The 23,266-nt window shown below is 32.0% G+C and carries 14 protein-coding genes, 1 pseudogene, 1 riboswitch and 1 other annotated feature; of the genes and pseudogenes, 14 read left to right on the top strand and 1 reads right to left on the bottom strand.

The genetic code is table 11. The features are described from left to right. From BM120_RS03980 to BM120_RS04045, 13 genes and pseudogenes are all read left to right on the top strand, one after another. Window positions 1-1,365 (top strand): hypothetical protein, encoded by a 1,365-nt coding sequence (locus BM120_RS03980; protein WP_091993468.1) that lies wholly within the window; start codon window positions 1-3, stop codon window positions 1,363-1,365. A gap of 27 nt (window positions 1,366-1,392) precedes the next feature. After that, entirely contained in the window at window positions 1,393-2,088 is a 696-nt protein-coding gene (walR, locus tag BM120_RS03985) for a cell wall metabolism DNA-binding response regulator WalR (protein ID WP_091993470.1), read from the top strand. After that, window positions 2,088-3,539, top strand: a complete 1,452-nt coding sequence (locus tag BM120_RS03990) for a sensor histidine kinase (RefSeq protein WP_091993471.1) — start codon at window positions 2,088-2,090, stop codon at window positions 3,537-3,539. The genes walR and BM120_RS03990 overlap by 1 nt, the downstream gene beginning before the upstream one ends. 121 nt (window positions 3,540-3,660) lie before the next feature. Further along, window positions 3,661-5,001: an MATE family efflux transporter gene (locus BM120_RS03995; protein ID WP_091993473.1), complete on the top strand. Its 1,341-nt coding sequence runs from the start codon at window positions 3,661-3,663 to the stop codon at window positions 4,999-5,001. Between the two features lie 113 nt (window positions 5,002-5,114). Then, window positions 5,115-6,023, top strand: coding sequence for a DUF368 domain-containing protein (locus BM120_RS04000; protein ID WP_242941556.1), 909 nt, complete (start codon window positions 5,115-5,117; stop codon window positions 6,021-6,023). Next, window positions 6,007-8,808: an ABC transporter permease gene (locus tag BM120_RS04005; RefSeq protein ID WP_091993474.1), complete on the top strand. Its 2,802-nt coding sequence runs from the start codon at window positions 6,007-6,009 to the stop codon at window positions 8,806-8,808. The genes BM120_RS04000 and BM120_RS04005 overlap by 17 nt, the downstream gene beginning before the upstream one ends. A 175-nt stretch (window positions 8,809-8,983) precedes the next feature. Then, window positions 8,984-9,937 (top strand): MORN repeat-containing protein, encoded by a 954-nt coding sequence (locus BM120_RS04010; RefSeq protein WP_091993476.1) that lies wholly within the window; start codon window positions 8,984-8,986, stop codon window positions 9,935-9,937. Between the two features lie 143 nt (window positions 9,938-10,080). Continuing rightward, the gene (dnaG, locus tag BM120_RS04015) at window positions 10,081-11,973 is read left to right on the top strand and encodes a DNA primase (RefSeq protein ID WP_091993477.1); all 1,893 of its coding nucleotides are present in this window, start codon (window positions 10,081-10,083) and stop codon (window positions 11,971-11,973) included. Window positions 11,974-11,988: 15 nt separating this feature from the next. Further along, window positions 11,989-13,137 (top strand): RNA polymerase sigma factor RpoD, encoded by a 1,149-nt coding sequence (gene rpoD / locus BM120_RS04020; protein WP_091993479.1) that lies wholly within the window; start codon window positions 11,989-11,991, stop codon window positions 13,135-13,137. A gap of 99 nt (window positions 13,138-13,236) precedes the next feature. Further along, complete coding sequence (locus BM120_RS04025) at window positions 13,237-14,223, top strand: class I SAM-dependent methyltransferase (protein WP_091993481.1); 987 nt, start codon at window positions 13,237-13,239, stop codon at window positions 14,221-14,223. Window positions 14,224-14,239: 16 nt separating this feature from the next. After that, on the top strand, window positions 14,240-15,046 hold the full coding sequence (locus BM120_RS04030; protein WP_091993483.1) for a Nif3-like dinuclear metal center hexameric protein: 807 nt from the start codon (window positions 14,240-14,242) through the stop codon (window positions 15,044-15,046). Between the two features lie 1,486 nt (window positions 15,047-16,532). After that, window positions 16,533-18,218, top strand: a pseudogene (locus BM120_RS11385) (cell wall-binding repeat-containing protein). A gap of 50 nt (window positions 18,219-18,268) precedes the next feature. Further along, window positions 18,269-18,513 (top strand) — a binding site (T-box leader). A 71-nt stretch (window positions 18,514-18,584) separates the two neighbouring features. Continuing rightward, window positions 18,585-19,133 (top strand): tryptophan transporter, encoded by a 549-nt coding sequence (locus BM120_RS04045; protein WP_091993487.1) that lies wholly within the window; start codon window positions 18,585-18,587, stop codon window positions 19,131-19,133. A 218-nt stretch (window positions 19,134-19,351) separates the two neighbouring features. Here BM120_RS04045 and BM120_RS04050 read toward each other — a convergent pair whose 3' ends face one another. After that, on the bottom strand, window positions 19,352-21,529 hold the full coding sequence (locus BM120_RS04050; RefSeq protein ID WP_091993489.1) for a YhgE/Pip domain-containing protein: 2,178 nt from the start codon (window positions 21,527-21,529) through the stop codon (window positions 19,352-19,354). A gap of 258 nt (window positions 21,530-21,787) precedes the next feature. On the opposite strand from BM120_RS04050, the gene BM120_RS04055 reads away from it, so the two are divergent. Next, entirely contained in the window at window positions 21,788-22,954 is a 1,167-nt protein-coding gene (locus BM120_RS04055; protein ID WP_091993490.1) for an iron-containing alcohol dehydrogenase, read from the top strand. Between the two features lie 47 nt (window positions 22,955-23,001). Then, window positions 23,002-23,171, top strand: a riboswitch (Lysine riboswitch). The last annotated feature ends 95 nt before the right edge of the window (window positions 23,172-23,266 follow it).

Raw genomic sequence — 23,266 nt, forward strand, 5'->3', positions numbered from 1 at the left:
TTGAAAAAAACAAAGATATTTTCATTTATGGCAATTCTTATATTGATAGCTTTTAATATTTCTGGCTGTAAGCTTGAATCTCTGAGATCTCCAGAGAAACTGTTAGAAATGCCTATTTATGATGAAAGTAGTAGAAATTTGTATCTTGATGTAAAAAAATTAACTCCAGCCGATACAAGCTTTATTCTACCCAAGAATGTAAATGATATCGGAAAAATAAATACTGTCAATCTTGACAATAACGAAAATAAAGAGCTGGTTGTCTTTAAGAAAAAAGAAAATGATAATCACAATATCAATAGTATTTATATGTATATATTTCAAATTGAAGATGGCACAATCAAGGATGATACTGAGCAAATTGTAAGGCTGTCAGGTGATAGCATAAAGTATGCAAATTTCGTAGATATAAATGGTGATAATAAAAATGAAATCGTAGTGCAGGTTGTAAATAAAGGGCTTGAGAGTATATATATTTTCCAATATAACGACAATATAATAAAAAAAATAGCGGAATACTCATCGTCAAAAGAGTCCATAAGATTGAATTATTTTGATTATAATAGTGATGGAAAAAAAGAATGTCTTGCTTTAGTGCAGGATTTATCAAACTACACTGTTAAAATTTCTGAGATGAAATATTCAAATGGCAAGATATACTTTTTGAAGGGATCTGATAACCAAAACATTGACAATATGGAAAAGGTAAATATATTGGATGGATTTGTTTCAAAGGATTCGAAGGGGAGCGTTATCGTATACCAAAATATTGCTGGCTCATCTGTGAACCAAATAATTGTCTATAGAGATGGAAAATTCGAAAAGGTAATAGATGAAAACGATGAAAAAATAAAAAATCCAATTGCATTGAGAGTAGCAGATATTGATAATGACGGGATTTTTGAAATACCAAAGATGGAGTTTAAGTACAGCAATAACACTACTAATGAGGCAAGGGTAATATCATGGTACAAATGGAATGGTAAAATTGGAAGCGAGTCAAGTATAAATTTAGTTGAACAGATTTTTTACTGTTATGATTACAATTTCAAAATTATAATACCAGATAAATTCCGAAATAAATTTTTTATTAGACAAAATTATGAAGAAAATAAAAGCACATTCCAATTTTATATAAAAGACGAATATGATAATAATCAAAATAATCAAAAATTATTTAATATTGATATAGATCTTAAAGAACAAGAAGGGTATGACAAAAATAAAATTTATAGAAAAAGCAATGTGCTTTGTGAGTTAGATAATTATATATACTATATATCTAGTATAAACGAAAACAATTTAAATAAATATGGTATTAGTATTGAGGATATAAAAAATAGATTTTACCAGATTAATAAATAGTTAATTGAGTTCAAAACAGGAGGAAGCATGGAAAAGATTTTAGTGTTGGAGGATGAAATTGGTATTAGGAGCTTTGTCAGTATCAATTTGAAAAGAGAAGGCTACGAAGTGATTGAGGCTGGAACTGGATCTGAAGCTATAGAAAAATTAAACTCTGAGAAAAATATATCTGTGGCACTTTTGGATATAATGTTGCCAGATATGAGTGGTATTGATGTTTGTAAATACATAAGAGAAAACTATGACAATATAGGTGTTATTATGTTGACTGCGAAATCTCAGGAAGAGGACAAAATTGAAGGGTTTGTTTCTGGAGCAGATGACTATATTATAAAGCCATTTAGTATTAAAGAGCTATTAGTTAGAGTTGCAGCACTTATCAGAAGAGTTCAAAAAAATAATGACTCAAAGAAGAACAATATGATAGATACACCGCCCTTTTTACTGGATCAAAATAAGAGAAAGCTGTACAAAAATGGTATAGAAGTGGATCTAACACCTACAGAATTCTCTATTGTCAAATATTTGATGATAAATGACAGTCAAAGCCTGAGCAGAGATCAGATATTGGAAGAGGTATGGGGGTCTGTCGTGCTTTATGACTACAAGATTGTTGATGTCAATATCAGAAGAATTAGAAATAAAATAGAAGATGATCCATCAAAGCCAAAGTATATTCAAACTATTTGGGGGTATGGATATTCATTTAGGAGAGGGGAATAATGCCAATACATTTTGGAGGCTTACGAAAAAAAGTATTAAAAAACTTCATAATAATAATTATAATGGTTGTTTTGTCATTTGAATTAATAATTACTTTTTTTGCAAGTAGATATTACTATAACTCTGTTAGGCAAGTATTGATGACACAGGTTTCGAATGCAAATTCAATAAATACATCTCTAAATGTCGATAATTCAAGCTTTATCGACAAGGCGACTAAAACAGTCGACAGCAGACTACATAGCTCTGATAGTAAAATAGCTATAAATATAGTAGACAAAAATGGCAGAGTGATAGTAGATCAATATGGATTTAAGACATATAAATTTGCAAATTATATAGATGTAAAAAAAGCTATGCAAAATATTGATCCAGTTGCGCCATACACATACAGAGAAAATATTACTGGTGAAAAGGTCATGAGCGTATCTGTTCCTATCAAGGTGAGTGGATTGGTTGAAGGTGCAATCAGATACAGTATATCTTTGAAATACATCGATTTAGAAATAATAAAAATAATAGTATATTTAGTTTTCATAGGTATTTTGGTGCTTTTATTTAGTATTGGATTGAGTCTTAAATTTGCAGAGAGTATCATAGAACCGCTTACTGAGCTAAAAATATTTTCAAATATGCTAGCAAAGGGCAATTACAACATAAAGATGAATAAAGAGAGAATTTCTGATGACGAAATAGGTGATCTTGCAAGAACCTTTGAAAATATGGCTAGTGAAATCCAAAAGAGTGACAAGCTTAAAGACGAGTTTATCTCATCAATTTCTCACGAGCTTAGAACTCCGCTGACCTCCATTAATGGATGGAGTGAGACCTTAAAGCTGGATAATATCAACAAGGAAGAATTAAGCATGGGTTTAAATATAATTCAAGATGAAACCCATAGATTGATTAAGCTGGTAGAAGAGTTATTGGATTTTTCGAGGCTGTCATCGGATCGAATCAAGCTGCAAATTGAAGAAGTAAATATCGAAAATTTGGTTGTAAGTGTAATCAATCAGCTTAGGGCAATGGCAGTAGATAAAAATTTGAGATTGAGCTTTGAATTTATCAATCAGAATATGAAGCTGATTTATGCTGATAAAAATAGATTGAGGCAGGTATTGATAAATCTGATACAAAATTCAATCAAATTTACTCCAAGTGAGGGGATAATTGTTGTATCAGTCGATCAGGATTTTGATATGACAAAGATAGTGGTTCGTGATACTGGAGAAGGTATAGAAGAGCAAAACCTCAATAAAGTGTCTCAGAAGTTTTTCCAGGAAAATTTCCACAAGGCAGGAAGCGGTCTTGGCTTGGCTATTAGCGAGGAAATTATCAAGCTGCATGGTGGTGTAATGCAGATAAAAAGTAAAAAAAATGAAGGTACAGAAATTACTTTCACAATAAAAAATGACAATAAAAAGAAGTCTAATGATAGAGCTTTAAGATAAATATAGAGTTTTTGTATTAAGCTTTGCATTATGCTTGGATAAATAGCTAAGATTTGAAAATTAATAAAGATGATAACACAACAATTTCATATTTATATGTCTATTGTTGATGGAGGTAAATTTGAATACTGATTTGGGTAGTGAAAAAATAACGAAGCTTATATTTATGCAAAGTGGACCAGCTATAATGAGTATGGTGGTTGCTGCAATATATAATATTGTAGATAGGATTTTTGTTGGAAGAATAGAACCATTGGCACTTACTGCTGTTGGTATAACAATGCCATTTCAATATGTTCAAATGGCATTTGTTCTTTTGATCGGTATTGGCGGATCAACATTGATATCCATTAGATATGGAGAAAAGGATATTGAGTCAGCTGAAAGTATACTGTATAATTCATTGATTTTTATTGTTGTTGCCGAGCTAGCTATAACTGTACTGGGGATACTTTTTATAGACCCTATATTTAGGCTGATGGGAGTATCACAATCAGTGGATAGAATGGCTAGAGAGTATATAGTAATAATTCTTCTGGGAGGAGTTACAGGGTTAACGGGATATTGCTTAAATAATTCAGTTAGAAGTACTGGATTTTCCAAATATTCGATGAAATATGTAACTATAAGCTCTGTTATCAATATAGTATTAGATGCAATTTTTATTTTCGTATTTGGCTGGGGAGTAAAGGGAGCAGCTTTTGCAACTGTGATATCTCAATCACTTGTTACACTGTACGTGATTAATTTCTTCATAAAGAATGAATCGGCTCCAATTAGACTAAAGCTTGGGGCATCAAGGATTAGCAAGGATAGTATTAGAAAGATAGTATCCAATGGAGCACCAAGCTTTTATATGAATATTTCTGGGGTTGTTTTGGGAGTAATTCTGAATAGATTTATAATAAGCTTCGGTGGAGATTATAATATGGCATCAATTACCATAATGTCATCAATAAGTATGCTGTTTACAATGATATTTTATGGTATTAGCCAAGGTGCTCAACCGATAATTGGATATAACCTAGGAGCAAAGCAAATAGATAGGAGTATTGAAGCGGTTAAAGTAGCAGCAATTACAATAACTATATTTTCTGTCATTTTTCTGACATTTATCGAATTATTTCCCAATTTGCTGGTGAGTATGTTTACGTCTGATAAGGAATTGATAAAATTGACAAGCCACAATATAAAGATTTTCCTTTTGGGACTTCCTATGATAGGATTACACTCGATCTCAACAACATATTTCCAGTCTATATCAAGAGTTAATATGACTTCTATTCTATATGTACTCAGATATGGTGGAATACTTTTACCATTGCTGTGCTTTTTTCCAAATATTCTAGGAATAGATGGAGTATATGCTTCAAATGCATTAAGTGATATTATCTCTGGCATTATTGCACTATTGTTTTTGATTATAGAAATTCGAAAAGCAAGACCATGCTCAGAGCATTAAAAATATCTTTGCTTTGAAGTAATATTTAAAAAATTAGTGCATAAAAAATTAATGCATAAAAAAATAGAATAGTATTACTTTTATTAAAAAATGGCTATTATATAGAAAGGAAGATGAAAATATTGATATTGATAAATATGTTTAACGGATTCTGTATGGCTTTGGCTGACAGTGTTCCAGGTGTTTCCGGTGGGACTATAGCATTTATATTAGGATTTTATGAAAAATTACTGGAGTCAATCAATATACTTACGACAAGGGATAAGAAAAATTTTAGAAAAGCAGTATCTTTTTTGATTAAATTGATGATAGGATGGGCATTTGGCATGCTTTGTTCCGTTTCATTTTTGACGAAAATGTTTGAGAAAAACATATATTTTATGAGTTCACTTTTTATAGGGCTGACTGTTGCGTCAATTTTCTATATAATTAGGAGTGAGTTTTCCAAAATAGAAAAAAAGAATTCATATTTGCTATTTTCAATATTTGGTATTCTTCTGGTTGTTTGTATTTCGGCGTTGAGAGATCGATTTTCCAATAATGGACTTGTGGTCATGACAAATATGAGCTTATTTGAATATTTGTATCTATTTTTTACTGGGGTAATGGCGGTTTCGGCAATGGTTCTGCCTGGAATTTCAGGATCAACTCTCTTGCTGATATTCGGAGTCTATGTTCCTATTATATCGGGCTTAAATAGTATAATAGGTGGTGATTTCTCGACCTTGGGTGGATTAGTAGTGTTTATTTTTGGAGTTTTTTTCGGATTGATATCATCTGTTAGAATAATTAGACGCGCATTTATAAAATACAGAAGCAAGATGATATATTTTATTGTAGGCTTAACAGCTGGATCAATTTATGCTATTATGCTAGGTCCAACTACCTTGAAGGTCAAGCATGATATGGTAGGTATGAACAATTTCAGCATTTTGGGATTTATTGTTGGAGTCGGAATACTGATATTCATTGGAATGATAAGTCGTAGAAATAAGGGTGAAAAGCTTGAAAAAGGCAGTTAATACTAATATATATAGAGAATTTAGAAATACAAAAAAAAGATTAATTTCAATAATTGTACTGATTTTTTTGGGCGTATTAGTTTTTGTTGGGTTGAAATCCAGTGGTGGAGATATCAGAAAAACGGCACTGGATAACATTTACAAATCAAACCTTGCAGATGCTTTTGTGATGTCAAATGTCGGTCTGGATCAATTTGATATATCTACGATTAAAAGTAATTCAAATATAAAAAAGCTTGAACTGGTTCATTCATCTGACCTGATGATAAAAAATTCAAATGATGCGATTAGAGTAATGAACATTCCAGCTGAAATTTCAAAGCTTGAATTAGTAGAGGGAAAATTTCCTGAAAAAGCTGGACAAATACTTTTGGATTGTAGGCTAAAGAATGACTACAAAATAGGCGAGCAGATTTTTTTCGATGAAAATAGCTTGTACAATAAGACATACTTAAAAAGTAAACGATATACGATCACTGGATTTGTAAATTCTATGGAATATATAGACTCGTTTAACTTGGGCTATTCGACAGCTGGTAATGGCAAGCTGAAATTCATTTCCTATGTTAAGGATTCCGAGTTTGATATGGACTTTTACAGTATGGCAAAAATTAAATACGATATAGCTAGCTACGAGGGCGACAAAATAACTAAGTCATCTGAATATGATTTTAGCAAAGAATATCGTAATTTTGTGGAAGTGAATAATAAACAGCTGAAGAGAGAGCTATCTAAAAATGCATACAAAAGGCTAGAGAAATTTAATAAAAATTCATTGGATACCTTTGCTGAAAATGAGAAAAATATTTTAGAAGAAAAAATGGCTTTGGATGCAAAGAAAAGAGATTTGGCTTTACTTCAGGAACAATTAAAGAAGCTGGAAAATGAATTTTTATCAAAAGCTTTTAACAATTCAAGTGAAGTGGAGTCATTTTCAAAAAGGCTGAATGATATTAGAGATAAAATAACTAAAACGAAAACATTTATTAATAACAATAAAAACACTATAGAGGCAAAATGGGAATATATTCAAGGGCGTAGAAAAGATTTAAACGATAGCTTGAAAGCCATAGCAAATGTCAAATATAGTGTAATGGGTAGAGATGATTATATTGTTAGCTATTCAACCTATTGGGATGGATCCTATAAAATCGACACACTGTCAAATGCATTTCCTGTATTTTTCTTTGCAGTAGCTCTGCTCGTAACATTGTCTACTATGATAAGAATGGTAGACGAACAGAGGCTATTTATGGGAACGATGAAAGCAATGGGCTATAGTGATATTGATATAATAAAAAAATACGTCTATTATGGATTATTCAGTGGAACAATAGGATGGTTTTTTGGTATGCTTTTCGGAGCATTTGTATTACCTAAAATAATATTTATATCATATGGACACAATTATATATTTAAGGATGCGTCTATTGTAGTTTATTGGAGATATATCTTTGAAGCATTGTTATTATCACTCACTGGAACTACATTTGTTTCAATATTTGTGGCTATGAGAGAATTGAATAATAAGCCAGTGGAATTGCTTGGAAAAAAAGCACCAAAGCATGGCTCTAGAATTTTGCTTGAAAGAATTACATTCGTTTGGCATAAAATGAGCTTTAATAACAAGGTAACTGCCAGAAATATTTTTAGATATAAGATCAGAATGATGATGACAGTTTTGGGTGTTAGTGGATGCACAGCCTTACTTGTAATCGGAATGGGAATAAAAGATTCTATTTCAGGTGTTTCAGATATACAATTCAAGCAGCTGTCTAAATACGACATTATATCTATATATAATAATCATATGAGCAATGAAGACTCTGACAAATATAAGGATAAAATACTCCATTATGAAAATGTAAGCTATGTAGTTCCCATATTTTCAGAAAAGGTAAGCATAAAGCTAAACGATGGCAGTAAGGACACTGCAAATATATTTGTGACAAAGGGAAAAAATGATTTTTACAAGCTAATTAATTTGAGGGATAGAAAAACAAAAAAAACGTTGAAAATATCCGATTTAGACGTCGTTGTAACAGAAAAGCTATATAATTTGATGCTTGAAAACAAAATAGCTAATACCTCTGTTGAAAATAAACAATTGACAGTTTATACAGAAGAGGACAAAGCGATTGACCTCAAGCTCAATACCAATACAGAATGGTACACTGGACATAATATTTTTATGAGCGAAAAATATTATGAAAAAGCATTTGGGAAAAAATTTAAAGAAAATGCATTTTTAGTTAAATTGAAGAATCCTACTGATAAAAATATCGATAATATCTCTAAGAAGATAATGGCAATAAATGGTACAAGCTACTTAGTGACTAGCAGGGATAACGCCGGTATGATAAATTCGGCATTAGACGGACTTAATTTTATAGTTTTTATTATGATAATTTGCTCCCTGATGCTGGCTTACACTGTGCTTTATAATCTTACGAATATCAATATTAGTGAAAGAAAGGTAGAGCTTGCTACTATAAAGGTTTTAGGGTTTTATCCAAAAGAGGTCTCTATGTATATATTTAAGGAAACATTTTTGTTGACTATAATGGGAATAGCTGTTGGAGTTGTATTGGGAGCTGGAATGCATCATTACATTATCCAAAATCTTACTCCAAACGATACTATGTTTTTACAAGGAATAACGATTAAAAATATAGTATTCTCAATGATACTTACAATAATTTTTGCATTGATTGTCATGAGAATCATGCATACGAATATTAACGATATAGATATGCTTGATTCACTAAAAAGCAATGACCAGTAATTTGTGGTATTTTTTACAAAAATCATAAATAATTTCGATAGCAACCACGAAAAGGATAAAAAGCATTGTAATATCAATACTAAATTATAAAATAACTTTACTATGATACGAGAGATATTGTATAATAAATATATTGGGAAAGTCTGAACGATACAAACGAAAGGAGGTTATTATATTGAGCTTATCAAAAAATTATGTTGAGCTGTATAACAATTATATAAACGAGATTGATGAAATAAAGAAGAGCCTAAAAATTTTCAAAACAAAGAAAAAAAATGCTCTGAAAAAGGGTATTTTTGCACCTGATGAGGAAGTGAAGATATTGGAAAAACAGATGATGGGTATCAAGACAGACGGAATAAAAAAGGAAGCTAACAAAAAAGCTGATGAAGAATATATAGAATTAAAAAAAGAGGAAATTATAAAAAATGAAAATCTGGCTGATGTCTTGAGCATTTTGGAAGAAACAGAGGAAGAAAAGAAAAAAGATGCCATAGATAACGATATGGTTCAAGTATATAAATTTTCAAACGGAGATATGTATATTGGAAGATTACTTGATGGAAAAATGACAGGCATCGGTTCATATATTTTTGCTCCAGGTGAGGATGATGAGGATGCTAAAATAAACACTGAATATATCGGTCAATTTTCAAATGGTGTGAGAGAAGGAAAGGGAACCTTTACTTTTTCAAATGGAAACGAATATATAGGTGGTTTCAGCACGAATAAGAGCAATGGTATAGGTCAGATGAAGTATGCAAATGGGGACGAGTACTTGGGAAATTGGATCAATGGAAAAAAAGACGGCTTAGGAATATACACCTGGGATAATGGATATATTTATATTGGAGAATTTAAGGATAGCAATATGGACGGAGCTGGCTCATGCTTTAATTCAAAGGGAGAATTAGTTTATGATGGTGAATGGAAAAAAGGCTTGATTCATGGAATGGGTAGATATATCTGGGGAAAAAACAAATGGTATGAAGGTGAATTCCAGCAAGGGGAAAAGCATGGCTTGGGTGTTTTTTACTTGAATGGAGAGCCTCTTTATAACGGAACATGGAAATTTGACAAGCCATCGATTTTTGATAAAAGTTTTGATGATATCTTTGCCGAATTTTAACAAAATGTTTTCTTTTGAGGTATTGCCTGCAAGTAATGACGTATTATTTTATTTGCAGGTATTTGTATGAAGATTTTTTCAAAAAAAGGAATTTAAAAATAAATGTAGAATATAGTAATATAAGGTAAAAAGGTGGGATTTTTATGGAAGATTTTAAAGATATAGTGGAAGAAGTAAAATCTAGAAGTGACATTGCAGAAATTATTTCAAGCTACATTAGTCTAAAGCCTTCTGGAACCAATTACAAAGGACTTTGTCCTTTTCATGGTGAAAAGACTCCATCTTTTTATGTGAATACAAGCAAACAGATTTTTAAATGCTTTGGCTGTGGAGAAGGTGGAGATATTATTTCCTTTATTATGAAAATAGAAAATCTTGACTTTATCGATTCAGTGAAATTTCTTGCAGAAAGGTGCGGTGTTATTATTGATCAGGATATTGATGAAAACACAAAAAATAGATTAAATAAGATAAAGAAATTTCAGGAAATGAATACCGAGGCGGCAAGATTCTTTTATTTCAGCTTGATGGAAAAAAACGAAAATTCTGGAATAACATACCTCAAAAAAAGAGGGCTAGATGAAAAAACAATCAAGATTTTTGGATTGGGATATGCACAAAATTCTTGGAGCTCATTGATGAACTACATGATTTCAAAAGGATTTTCATTAGATGATTTGGTTGAATGTGGACTAATAGTATACAATTCAAACAAAAATTCATATTACGACAAATATAGAAATAGAGTGATGTTTCCAATATTTGATTATAAGTCGAATATTATAGGATTTGGTGGAAGAGTGTTGGACGACTCTGTTCCCAAATATTTAAATTCGCCGGAGAGTGATATTTTTAATAAAAGATTGAATCTATTTGGTTTAAATTTGGCTAGAAAAAATATAGGTACCTCAAAGCAAGTAATATTGGTTGAAGGATATATGGATTTGATTTCACTATATCAATTTGGCATTAGGAACGCTGTTGCAACGTTGGGTACATCGTTGACAAAGGAGCAGGCTGTTCTCATAAAGAGGTATGCTGATGAGGTGGTAATATCCTATGATTCTGATGATGCCGGAGCTGTAGCGACACTGAGAGCGATTGATATCCTAGAAAGAGAAAATATTAAGGTTAAGGTATTAAATTTATTGGATAGCAAGGATCCAGATGAATACATTAGATCAAATGGAATGGCTTCAATGATGTCTGCCATTGACAATTCAGTTGAGGCGACTAGATTTAAAATCGATAGGATATCAAAAGGCTTTAATCTAGCTGATAGAAAGGAAGCGATGAACTTTTTAAAAGAGGCTGTAAAAGTAATAAGAAATATCAGTAGCCCTATTGAATTAGATTATTATGTAAATATTTTGGCACAGCTGACAAGTACAAATAGAGAAATTATAATGACTGAAGCGTTTGGCGAGTCGAGATATAATAAATACAAGTCAGAAAATAAGTCCGGATTTAAAGCTAATTCAAAAAAAAATAAAAATAATAGCTTCTCGCTTGGTGGTGCTAGAAATAATATGCTAAATCAACCTAAAATGACGACAAGCTCTGTAAGAAAAATAGATGACGCCATTTTAAATGTCGAGAGATATATTATCAAAATGATGATGCAAAATAGTAGAGCGAGAGAAATTGTACCTTTAAAAATTGAAATAGATGATTTTGAAAGTGAAATAAGCAAAAAGATGTATTCTCTGGTTTTAAACTCATCAAATAAGGGAATCATACGTATAGAGGAGCTAATAGATGAAAAGAGCGATATTAGCTACTTTAAAAAATTAGATGAAATAGCTTTGAATAGTGAGTTATTTGATAATATTTCTGAAATTGAAAAGGTCATAAGCAATTTTTTAAAGCATAAATACAACAAAAAAATTGATCAGCTTTCAAAAAGACAGAAAATATTGGAGGATAGAATAAAGACCATGGAAAAAGGTACGAAAGAAGCTAATGAGGTAAATTTAGAAATTATGGAAATAACATTATCAATCTTAGAGTTAAACAAAAAATTAAAGTCATTGTAGAGAGGAGAGTTGACCATGTCAAAGGAAAATAAATTAATAGTCAACAAAGAGGCTCAAAAGAAGCTTTTTGCAAAAGGAAAGAAGAACGGCTCCGTAACCGTTATGGATGTCATGGAAGCTTTTCAAGATAATGAATTAGATAAGGACATGACTGAAAATCTGTATGAAACACTGGGGAATTTGGGCATTGAGGTTGTTGACGATAAAGAAATAAAATCAGATATTGATTTAACTGAGCCAGATGATTTGGATATTAAATCGATAGACGAGGATGATATATTGAAGGATGATTTGTCAAGCTTTAATACAGCTGATATTTCTGTACCAAAGGGGATAAATGTCGATGACCCTGTCAGAATGTATCTAAAGGAAATAGGTAAAATACCTCTATTGAAGGCCAATGAAGAAGTAGAATATGCAAGACGTATGACTGACGGTGATCAGTATGCAAAGGATAAATTAGTTGAAGCAAACCTGAGATTAGTTGTTAGTATAGCGAAGAGATATGTTGGAAGAGGAATGCTATTTCTTGATTTAATTCAGGAAGGTAATCTAGGACTTATTAAGGCAGTTGAGAAATTTGACTATAAAAAGGGATATAAATTTTCGACATATGCCACTTGGTGGATAAGACAGGCGATTACGAGAGCAATTGCAGATCAAGCCAGAACGATAAGAATTCCCGTGCATATGGTAGAAACAATTAATAAATTGATTAGAGTTTCTAGACAGCTACTACAGCAATTGGGAAGAGATCCAAAGCCAGAGGAAATTGCAAAGGAAATGAATATGTCTGTAGAAAAGGTTAGAGAAATAATGAAGATAGCACAGGATCCAGTTTCACTAGAAACTCCGATCGGTGAAGAAGAAGATAGTCACCTTGGAGATTTCATTCCAGATGAGGATGCTCCGGCACCGGCTGAAGCTGCTGCATATTCTCTTTTAAAGGAACAGATAGAGGACGTTCTAAACACATTAAACGAAAGAGAACAAAAAGTACTAAAGCTGAGATTTGGACTTGACGATGGTCGTGCTAGAACATTGGAAGAGGTTGGAAAAGAGTTTGATGTAACTAGGGAAAGAATAAGACAAATTGAAGCTAAGGCTCTAAGAAAATTGAGACACCCAAGTAGATCGAAAAAGCTTAGAGATTATTTAGATTAAACAATATTGACTATTTTTCAAATATTATTTTATTAAAATTGATACTTGAAAAATAGTCATTTTTTAAATGAATGAGGTATAGCTTGAAAGGAAATACATATGAGATTATCACCGAGATTAAAATATATTTCAGAATTGGTAAGCGACGGAAAAAAAATAGCCGATATTGGAACAGATCATGGTTATATTCCGATTTCACTATTATTGGACAATAAAATAAGCTTTGCAATTTTGTCAGACATTAATAGAGGACCATTGAACAATGCTAAAAAGGAGGTAGTCAAAAATAATCTTCAAAAGTATGTTGACTTGAGACTTGGATCGGGAATGGAAACATTAAGAGAAGGAGAGGTTGATCAAGTGATTATCGCCGGTATGGGGGGGATACTGATTTCTGAGATAATAGAAAAGAAAATAAATTTATCAAAAAAGCTTGATAAGCTGATACTACAGCCCATGCAAGCACCGGAGGAATTGAGAAAGTATTTGTTGAAAAAGGGCTTCAGAATAATTGATGAGCACCTTGTTAGTGAGGAGCATAGGATATATGAAATCATTGAAGCCATTTACGACAAAGAGCCTTTGTCAAAAAATCAGGGCAATGTAGATTTTGAACAAAAAAAGTATACTCAATACATTTATTCATTATTTGAAAAGTATAGTGATAAGCTTGTATACACCAATCAATACTACAAATATGTGAAGGAGAGATTAAATAATATTGTCGTAAACCATATTTCGGAGATGGATAATAATATAAATGACAAAATAATCAAAAAGCATATATCTAGTGAAGCTACAATTGACGAAAATTTAGAAAATGAGATTAATAAGCTTTTTTTTGAGGTATCAAAGCTTGTGGTGTCAAAAAGAGATAAGCTATTAGAGGCATTTCTGGAAAAAAAAATATATGAGTGCGAGTCAATAGTGTTAAAAATGCTTGGTATTGAAACTAAAAATTTAAATGCTACCACCCTTCAAGCATATAATAAAAATGTTAAAAATAAAGTGGAGCAGGTAGTTATTAGAAAAATAATTCTGGATTTGATAAAATATGATATTAAGATAAAATATGATATTGAATAGATGAGGAGGAAAATGTATGAAATTAAATGAATTGATAAGCATTATTGAGAAGAAATTTCCAAATAATTTGCAATATGACTGGGATAATTCAGGCTTGAATATTGGATATGGGGACAAGGATATAAATAGGATATTGACGACACTTGAAATAACAGAGGATACTGTTGATGAGGCAATTAAAAGCAATATCGATCTAATAATTTCACATCATCCGTTCCTATTTAATAAAATTAACAGGATTGTTGACACAGATACTAAGGGAGCCTTAGCTATTAAGCTAATAGAAAATAATATAGCAGTGTATTGTATGCATACAAATTATGATATTGCCTTTGGAGGACTAAATGACTATTTTCTTACGTTGATGGGAATAGAAAATTGTGGTGTATTAGATCCTATTTCCAGCTATGATGATTATGAAAATGGTAGAATGTTTGGTCTTGGTAGGATAGGGAAATTAAAAAAATCGACAACAATTGAAAAATTTATTATAGCTTTAAAAGCACGCCTTAAATTAAACACAATTAGATTTGTTGGTAAAAATATAAATAGCAGTGTAAAAAGCATTGCAGTTGTTACCGGTGCCGGTGCTGAGTATTTTGAAATGATTGCAAGAAGCAACATAGATGTACTGGTAACAGGTGACATGAAATATCATCAAGCTGTTGATGCTTATGAATTGGATGTTAATGTTCTTGATTTGGGGCATTATGGAACTGAATATATATTTTCAGATGCTATAAAAAAATATATTGATGAAGAAATCGGTGGAATTAAAGTGCAGGTAAGTGCAAATATGCTGAATCCATTTATCGAGTGTTAATATATAAAAAAACAATTTGAATTAATTTAGATGCTAATATTTTGCTTTTCATAATAATAAAAAACATTAAAATGCCTTTTTTGATTTATTCTATTAAGCTACAATGATTTATTGTAAAATAAATTGCTGTAGCTTATTTTGTTCTTAAATATTATATATATTTTTAAAATGCTAATTTTATTTTTAAAATTATTATTTATATATTTGTAAAAATTTGATATAATAAATATATATTAATATAAACGTCAATTTTTTTCGATAAATCATCATATGGATTGTTTTCAACATATGAATTATTTTTTATTTAAATATAGTGTATCTTAAAATTATTGTTACATAAATATATAAATATATACATAAATACGCACGTATGTATATATATATATATATATTTATGCAGTGTACAGAATTATATACTGTACTAAATTATATACTGTACTGAATTATATATTGTACTATTATAAAATTAAAATTTTTGTAATAAATACTAATCAATATTTGGTTTAATATTATTATTTTACTTTTAATAAAATATATTTATTATATAAATGATTGACGTTGTATAAAGCTATATTTTAAATAAAAAATTAATAATTTAATTTTTTAGAAAGGGAGTAATATTATGAAAACAGAAAACGTGAATTACAAAAAATGTAGTTCGAAATTTAAGTGTTTTTTTGCACTATTGATGGCATTTTCATTAGTGCTGCAGTTGCCAGGTGTCTCGAGTATAATCATGGCTGCAGAGCCAAACAAGCCACCGGTTGTTACAAGTGATGCTGAAGAAATAACTCAGGCATTAAGTGCTGCTGATACAGCATTGAATCCTACTTACTATATTATGGGGAAACCAACCTCAGGATTTACATCTATTGATAATATTGGAGATAAGGATGCTCCGAGTATAAAAATCTCTCCTGTAATATCAGCAGTGGATGAAGATGGTACACTTTCAGCAGTAAGAGAATTAGGTGGAAATCATCAAGAGAATGTATCAGCATTCGGGTTATCCTTTGAAAAAGCAAGTGATAACTCTAAATTATCTATTCTGGGAAAATATGATCTGGAGCCTGGAGGTTTGCTTACTAGATATGCAGAATTTTCTGATAATGATGGCTCTAAGGTAGAGTACCGATATAAAATATTAGCTTATACTGATCAGCTTAAAGACGATGAGCCAATTGTTAAAAGCTTTGGGAAATCAGTTTCAAATGATGATATTTTTTCTAAGCTTAATTTGGCAATAAAAGGTGACAAATATTCGAAGGTATATGATAGTTATCAGGATTATTTCAGAGAGACTTTTACTACAAAATATGCTGTGCGTTCAGTAGTTGGGTATAAAAGAGATCTTGGTAATTATACAACTAATACAGATCTTGCTTCAATATCAGATAATGAGCCGGGAATTTATGAGGTTAAAGTAAAAACTACAAATCCTTGGGGGCAGGAAGTATATAATATTGTAAAGGTTAGGGTTAAGGAGATGCAGGAGCTGTTTACACCACAAGCTCCAACAACAAAGGTGCCGGTAGAAAATCCTGCAAAATTAAAACCAGAAGAAAAAGAAGCAGTTAAAAAAGCGATAGATGATGCAAATAAAAACCTGCCGGCTGGAACAATTTTTGATGTAGATACATATGAAGACGGAACAGTAGTAGTGAGGTATCCGGACGGAACAACAGATACAATACCTGGAACAGATGTAGTAAAGCAATCAGATGTTGCAACAAACAATCCAGTAGCACCAGATAAGAAGGTGCCTGTAACAAATCCGAATGCATTAACAGAAGACGAAAAGAAAGCTGTAGAAGCTGCAATAAAGGAAAAGAATCCAGCATTGCCGGAGAAAACAAAAATAGCTGTTGGAAATGATGGAACAGTGACAATAACATATCCAGATGGAACAAAGGATACAATAGAAGGAGCAAAGGTTGTAAAACAATCAGATGCTGCAACAGTAACGCCGGTTGCTCCAATAACAAAGGTGCCGGTATCAAATCCGGCAAAATTAACAGCATCAGAAAAAGATACAGTTAAAAAAGCGATAGAAGCTGCGAATAAAAACCTGAATCCAAGGCTGCCTGAGAAAACATAAATAGCTGTTGGAGATGATGGAACAGTAACAATAACATATCCAGACGGAACAACAGATACAATACCAGGAACAGCTGTTGTTAGAAAATACTATTATAGCTCATCAAGCTCTGACTCAGATACGAGCAATAGTGACAGATTAAATGGTAAGGATAGAGCTGAAACAGCAGTAAAGGTTAGTAAGGCTTGTTATCCTAATGGAGCAAGAGCAGTTATTCTTGCCAATAAGGATAAATTCCCTGATGTATTGACAGCAGCTCCATTTTCAGTACAGATAGGAGCACCAATATTGTTTACAGACACTGATTCGCTTTCAAGCGAAACAATTGATGAAATATCAAGATTAAACCCATCAATGGTTTATATAAATGGAGGAGAGCATTCTGTATCAATGGATATTGAGCAATTGATGAAGAAGCAGGGCAAAGCAGTCCACAGATTTAGTGGTGTTGACAGATATGATACTGCCAGATTAATTGCTGAAAAGATAAGAGAGGGAGGAAATAAGAAGGTGGTAGAAATAGCTTCAGGAGAAACTTCCCCAGATGCACTATCAATATCTTCATTAGCAGTAAAAGAAAATGCACCAATCCTTCTTTCTAAAAAAGATGATTTGACAATATCTACAAAAGCTGCATTGGCAGCATGGGATGTTGAAAAAATAACTATTGCAGGTCAGACTGCGACAATATCAAGCTCTGTTGAATCAGCATTGGTTAATGGATTTAATACAGGTATTGCAAACACTGACAATATATTCTCTGGAACAAAAAACACAAGGAGAATAGGTGGAGCTGATAGATACGAAACCTCTGCATTGATAGCAAAACATGCAGTGCCAGAATCAAAGCTTGGTGTCTATACAAGCGGTGAAATATTTGCAGATGCGCTTGTTGCCGGTCCATATGCAGGCTTGAAGAATGCACCGGTATTATTGGTTAACAAGGATAGTGTGCCAAATGCAATAGCAAATTATACAAAAATATCAAAAATAGACAGAGCTGTAGTAATTGGTGGTGTAAGCACTGTGTATGATATTACATTTGATAATATAAAATCCTTAATTAAAAGGTAGAAAAAAATGTTGACATTTTGTATTCTATGTATTATTATTAATATATAAATAAAAATCCAGTGATAAGAGATAGTAGCTTATATATGAATTTATAGAGAGTCAATGATGGTGGAATATTGGCAAGGAGTAGTAAGTGAATGGGTCTTAGAGGAGTGAATCGAAATCGTAAGAGAGTAGTCTTCACCGTGGGCTGCACGTTATAGCGGATAGGGAATCATGTGTTCCTGAAAATGAGATGTACGATTATTTTGTCGTATAATTTAGGTGGCAACGCGGATATTACTTCGCCCTATGTATTTAGGGCGGAGTTTTTTTATTGGATTTATATTTAATAATTTATATTATTAATTTTTGGAGGAAGAAGAAATGAAAACATCAAAAACGAAAAAAATGGTATTGAATGCAATTTTATTGGGATTAGGTCTTGTGCTTCACCAAATATTTCCTGCAATAGCAGGCATTACACCAGATGTTGCCCTAGTAATGCTGTTCTGTATAATGATATTAAACAAAGATGATTATAAAGCTTGTTTAGTTGCGGGTATAGTTACAGGTGTTTTTACAGCGATGACTACAAAGTTTCCAGGTGGACAAATTCCAAACTTAATCGATAAAGCTGTAACTGTAAATGTAATGTTCCTGATAATGAGAGCTTTTTATTTATCACCAATTGAAGTAAGGCTAGGAAGAAAAGCAAATTCAATGGTAGTAGCTGTGATGACTTTGCTTGGAACAATATTGAGTGGTGTAGTTTTCCTCGGCTCAGCTTCTCTAATAGTGGGATTACCGGGAGAGCTTTTCGCATTGTTTACAGCAGTTGTATTGCCAGCTACAGCGGTAAATATGGTTTTATCAGTATTGATGATAAATGTGATAGCATCCTCATTAAAAAAGACTAGCTTTCAAATAAGCTAATCTGATAAATAAAAAATAAAAGAAATAAACAAACATTATAAGTGAAAAGGCAGAAATATCCAAAATAAATAAATAGGAGCATTTTAATGCTTCGAAAAAAACGGCTGTGTAGTGATATTATCGTATCTATACAAAAAATTGGTAAATGTACGAGTATCAACAATCATAAGCCGTTTTTTTGATATTTATTTTCTTAAGGATTATTCCAAAGCATTATTCTAATGGTGTATTATAAAGCTATTTTCAAATACTTTCTTTAATGGCTTCGTTAGACGATTTATGGATTCTTTTAAGAAAATAGCAAACACCAACGCCACTAGCATCATAATAAATAGTATTGCAAAGTCCTTTATTAGGTTTGGTAGATATACACCTCCAACAGCTTCTCTACAGGCTTCAATTCCATATGTAAATGGAACGAGTGAATTTATTGCTCTAAAAAAGCTAGGTGTCATTTCAACGGGAAAAGTACCACCTGATCCACCAATTTGAATTACAAGTAAAAAAACTCCGATACCTTTTCCGACAGTTCCAAATATGGATACGATGGAATATATTATCGTTACAAAAACGATGCTGCAATAAACGAGTGTCGCAGTAAACAGCCATGGGTGCTTTGCCATCACGCCTAGTATTAAAAAATTACCAAGACTTATTATTATAGCCTGAATGATAGCCAATAATATGAATAGGAAATATTTTGAAAAATATTCGTCTATAGCTCGGTCTTTATTTCCAAGGCTTGTTGATAATATAGAAATTAGTATCAAGCCTCCAACCCAGGATGCTAGAATACTGTAGAATGGGGTCATGGCAGCTCCATAGTTTTCGATTTTGTAAATCTTTTTCTCGTTTATCTCTACCGGTGTTTTGAAAAAGTCAACTCTGTCCATAATATTTGATTTGATGACATTGTTAAAAGCTTTATAGTTTTCATTATTTTGAATGGCATCTATTGCGTCAATAGCATCCCTGATCTGCCCCTGGAGAACATCTATTGATGATGAAGTGACGCTTATAGTTGTTTTAAGTACTGTGTTGATATTATTTGCACTGCTTATCAAGCTATTTATATTAGGATAGATACTATCGGTTTTACTTAATATACCATTAATGTCATCAGTAATTTTCGCACTACCAGATGTTATTTTTTCAATAGGCTGCCTTATGTTTTCATCAAAGCCTGATAGTAGCTGAAGTGATTTTCTATTTAGTTCATTGCTTATTGATTTCAAATTACTAATTGTCACATCAGAAATTTGTTGTCCGTTATTTATAAGTGTTATTGTATCGCTCAGCATCCTGTCTAAATTATTCATAGAAGCTTGATATTCCTCTAGGTTTTCTATCGCCTTATTTAGTAGCTGCAAATTGATGATGTTGATTCTCTTTATAGCCTTAATAACGCTGTCATTTATTTTCATTGCAGTGTCAATTTTAGACCTTGCATTTTTTAGTATGAGAACTGAATCATTTACAACTAAAGACACATCATCTGAAAGAGATTCTATCATATCGGTTGACTGCATTATCAAGCTACTTGTGGAATCAATGTCCTTTTTTATGGTAGGAGCAAGGCTGTTGAAATTTGAATTAGCAGCTCTAAACGTGCTACTGATATCATTGCTTAGTTTTTTTGAATCATTAACAGACTGCTTTATCATAGGTAGCAGGCTTTTATTATTATCAAGTGTTTTTTGTATTTCTGTCATGCCTTTAACTCCAGAAGCTGTCATCTTTTTTGTGTTGCTTAGCTGAGTATCCAGTTTTTTTAGAGTTGATTTCATTTGCTCAAGCTTTGGTTTGACATCTCCTACTGTATTTGAAATCCCACCGATTGAATATATTGAGGTTTTTGCTACTGATTCAATAAATGTTTTCGAAATATTTTCTTGAATTGCACTCGCTCCCTTGTCCGTAATCTTTGGAGCAATCGCATTCGTTTTTTCATTTACCGTATAGTTTATTTTGGCTTTTCTTACGTTTTCCTTTGTTACCGATAGCATATCCCTTGAAAAGGCTTCAGGTATTTCGATAATTGCAAAGTATTCGCCACTCAGTATACCCTTTTCTGCTCGTGACATACTGACAAATTGCCAATCAAGTGAGTCATTTTCTTTAAGGGTATTGATGACCCTTTTTCCCAAATCGATGTCTTGATTTTTGAAGGTATATCCCTTGTCATGATTTACAACGGCAATTTTAAGATATTTTGTATTTCCGTATGGATCCCAAAATGCCTTTATGTTAAACCACGCATATAGTGACGGAATAATCAATAACCCAATTATTATAACGAGTATCGGAATATTATTTTTTATTTCCTTTAAATCTTCAATAAATTTACTAAAAATATATTTCCAATCAGGAATATATTTATCGTAATTCTTCTTCATATGTATCACCTCAAACCAGTAATCTATTAATTTTAAATAGATTAATATTTAACTTACTAATAGTAAACAATATTACTATCGACTATATGATTATATTACTTTAGTGCATATATGTAAACCAAAAACTCAAATAATTTCTAATTTGTATGTTTATTTTTCATATATTGCTATCTGGCTTATTACTTATATATATGTTATCATATATATTAAATAGATATAAGATAATAAACAAAAATTTTTTGATAGGAGAATGAGATTATGTATAATTTTATATTTAATGTGGATACAAAGATACTATTCGGTAGAGGTCAAATTGACAAGCTTGGAGCAGAAATTAAAAAATATTCTAATAATGTCCTGTTGGTTTATGGTGGAGGTAGTATAAAGAGGAATGGAATTTTTGATGCTACACTAAAGACGTTGAGCGATAATAATATTGAAGTATTTGAGCTTTCGGGAGTTGATCCAAATCCAAGAATAGAAACAGTTCGAGAAGGGGTGGATATCTGCAAGAAAAATAATATCAATGCTGTTTTGGCTGTTGGAGGTGGAAGCTCAATTGATTGTGCGAAGGTTATTTCTGCAGGTGCAAAATACGATGGTGATGTATGGGATATTGTGTTGGACCACAAGCTTATCACAGCTGCTATACCTGTATTTTCTGTGCTGACCTTATCTGCTACGGGATCGGAAATGAATGAAAATGCTGTGATATCAAATATGTCCCAGAATTTAAAAATTGGTACAAGATCACCACTTTTGATACCTAGGGCATCTGTCTTGGATCCAGAATACACTTTTTCAGTTCCCAAGCATCAAACATCGGCAGGTATTGCAGATATCATGAGCCATACCTTCGAAAGCTATTTTACAAATGAAAAGGGGGTTTACCTTCAAGAGCGATTTGCAGAGGCGATACTAAAGACTTGTATTCATTATGGTCCTATAGCTTACAATGAGCCTGAAAACTATGATGCTCGTGCCAATTTGATGTGGGCTTCATCCTGGGCGATAAATGGACTGATTTCTGATGGAGCTTCAAATAACTGGGAGGTTCATCCAATGGAGCATGAGCTAAGTGCTTTTTACGATATTACACATGGTGTTGGACTTGCAATTTTAACACCGGCTTGGATGAAATATGTATTAGATGACAGCACCGTTGACAAATTTGTTGAATACGGAATCAATGTGTGGGAAATAGACTCCTCTTTGGAAAGGTATGAAATCGCAAATTTAGCTATAGAGAAAACAAAGAATTTTTTCTGTAATGATTTACATATGCCATGTTCATTACGTGAAGTCGGAATTGATGAAGAATATTTTGATATAATGGCAAAGCAAGCTGTGAGAGGTGGTAAATTACGGGGCTATAAGGAGCTTGACGAAAATGATGTAAAAAATATTTATATTAATTGTCTATAGAGTATTGAAATATTTTTCTTATTGTTATATACTTTAATATATATTTAATAAAAGGTAGAGGCGCGGAAATTATCAGTATCTGGATTAAAGATTAAAGCATCTCCAGTGAAAGGAGTTTTTGCCGAAGCGTATAGCTTGCTTTAGGGCTGTATTGCTGGGGGTACACAGAATATGTGTATCACTGTCACAAGTTATCTTGTGTTGGGCTATCATTGAGTTGCATTTTTATGCCTCGGAGTCCATCCGAGGCATTTTTATTTGTCACGTTATATGATATCCAATTATTTTATAGGAGGAATTTTTTTATGAGAA

Origin of the sequence: Peptostreptococcus sp. D1, assembly GCF_900112955.1 — a bacterium.
Classification (GTDB): Bacteria; Bacillota; Clostridia; order Peptostreptococcales; family Peptostreptococcaceae; genus Peptostreptococcus.

Bases quoted from the DNA above. Each gene is read 5' to 3' on its own strand.
- BM120_RS04050 (WP_091993489.1), bottom strand. From the start codon at position 21,529: ATGAAGAAGAATTACGATAAATATATTCCTGATTGGAAATATATTTTT.
- BM120_RS04045 (WP_091993487.1), top strand. From the start codon at position 18,585: ATGAAAACATCAAAAACGAAAAAAATGGTATTGAATGCAATTTTATTG.
- rpoD (WP_091993479.1), top strand. From the start codon at position 11,989: ATGTCAAAGGAAAATAAATTAATAGTCAACAAAGAGGCTCAAAAGAAG.
- BM120_RS04000 (WP_242941556.1), top strand. From the start codon at position 5,115: ATGAAAATATTGATATTGATAAATATGTTTAACGGATTCTGTATGGCT.
- dnaG (WP_091993477.1), top strand. From the start codon at position 10,081: ATGGAAGATTTTAAAGATATAGTGGAAGAAGTAAAATCTAGAAGTGAC.
- BM120_RS04030 (WP_091993483.1), top strand. From the start codon at position 14,240: ATGAAATTAAATGAATTGATAAGCATTATTGAGAAGAAATTTCCAAAT.
- BM120_RS03990 (WP_091993471.1), top strand. From the start codon at position 2,088: ATGCCAATACATTTTGGAGGCTTACGAAAAAAAGTATTAAAAAACTTC.
- walR (WP_091993470.1), top strand. From the start codon at position 1,393: ATGGAAAAGATTTTAGTGTTGGAGGATGAAATTGGTATTAGGAGCTTT.
- BM120_RS04055 (WP_091993490.1), top strand. From the start codon at position 21,788: ATGTATAATTTTATATTTAATGTGGATACAAAGATACTATTCGGTAGA.
- BM120_RS04025 (WP_091993481.1), top strand. From the start codon at position 13,237: ATGAGATTATCACCGAGATTAAAATATATTTCAGAATTGGTAAGCGAC.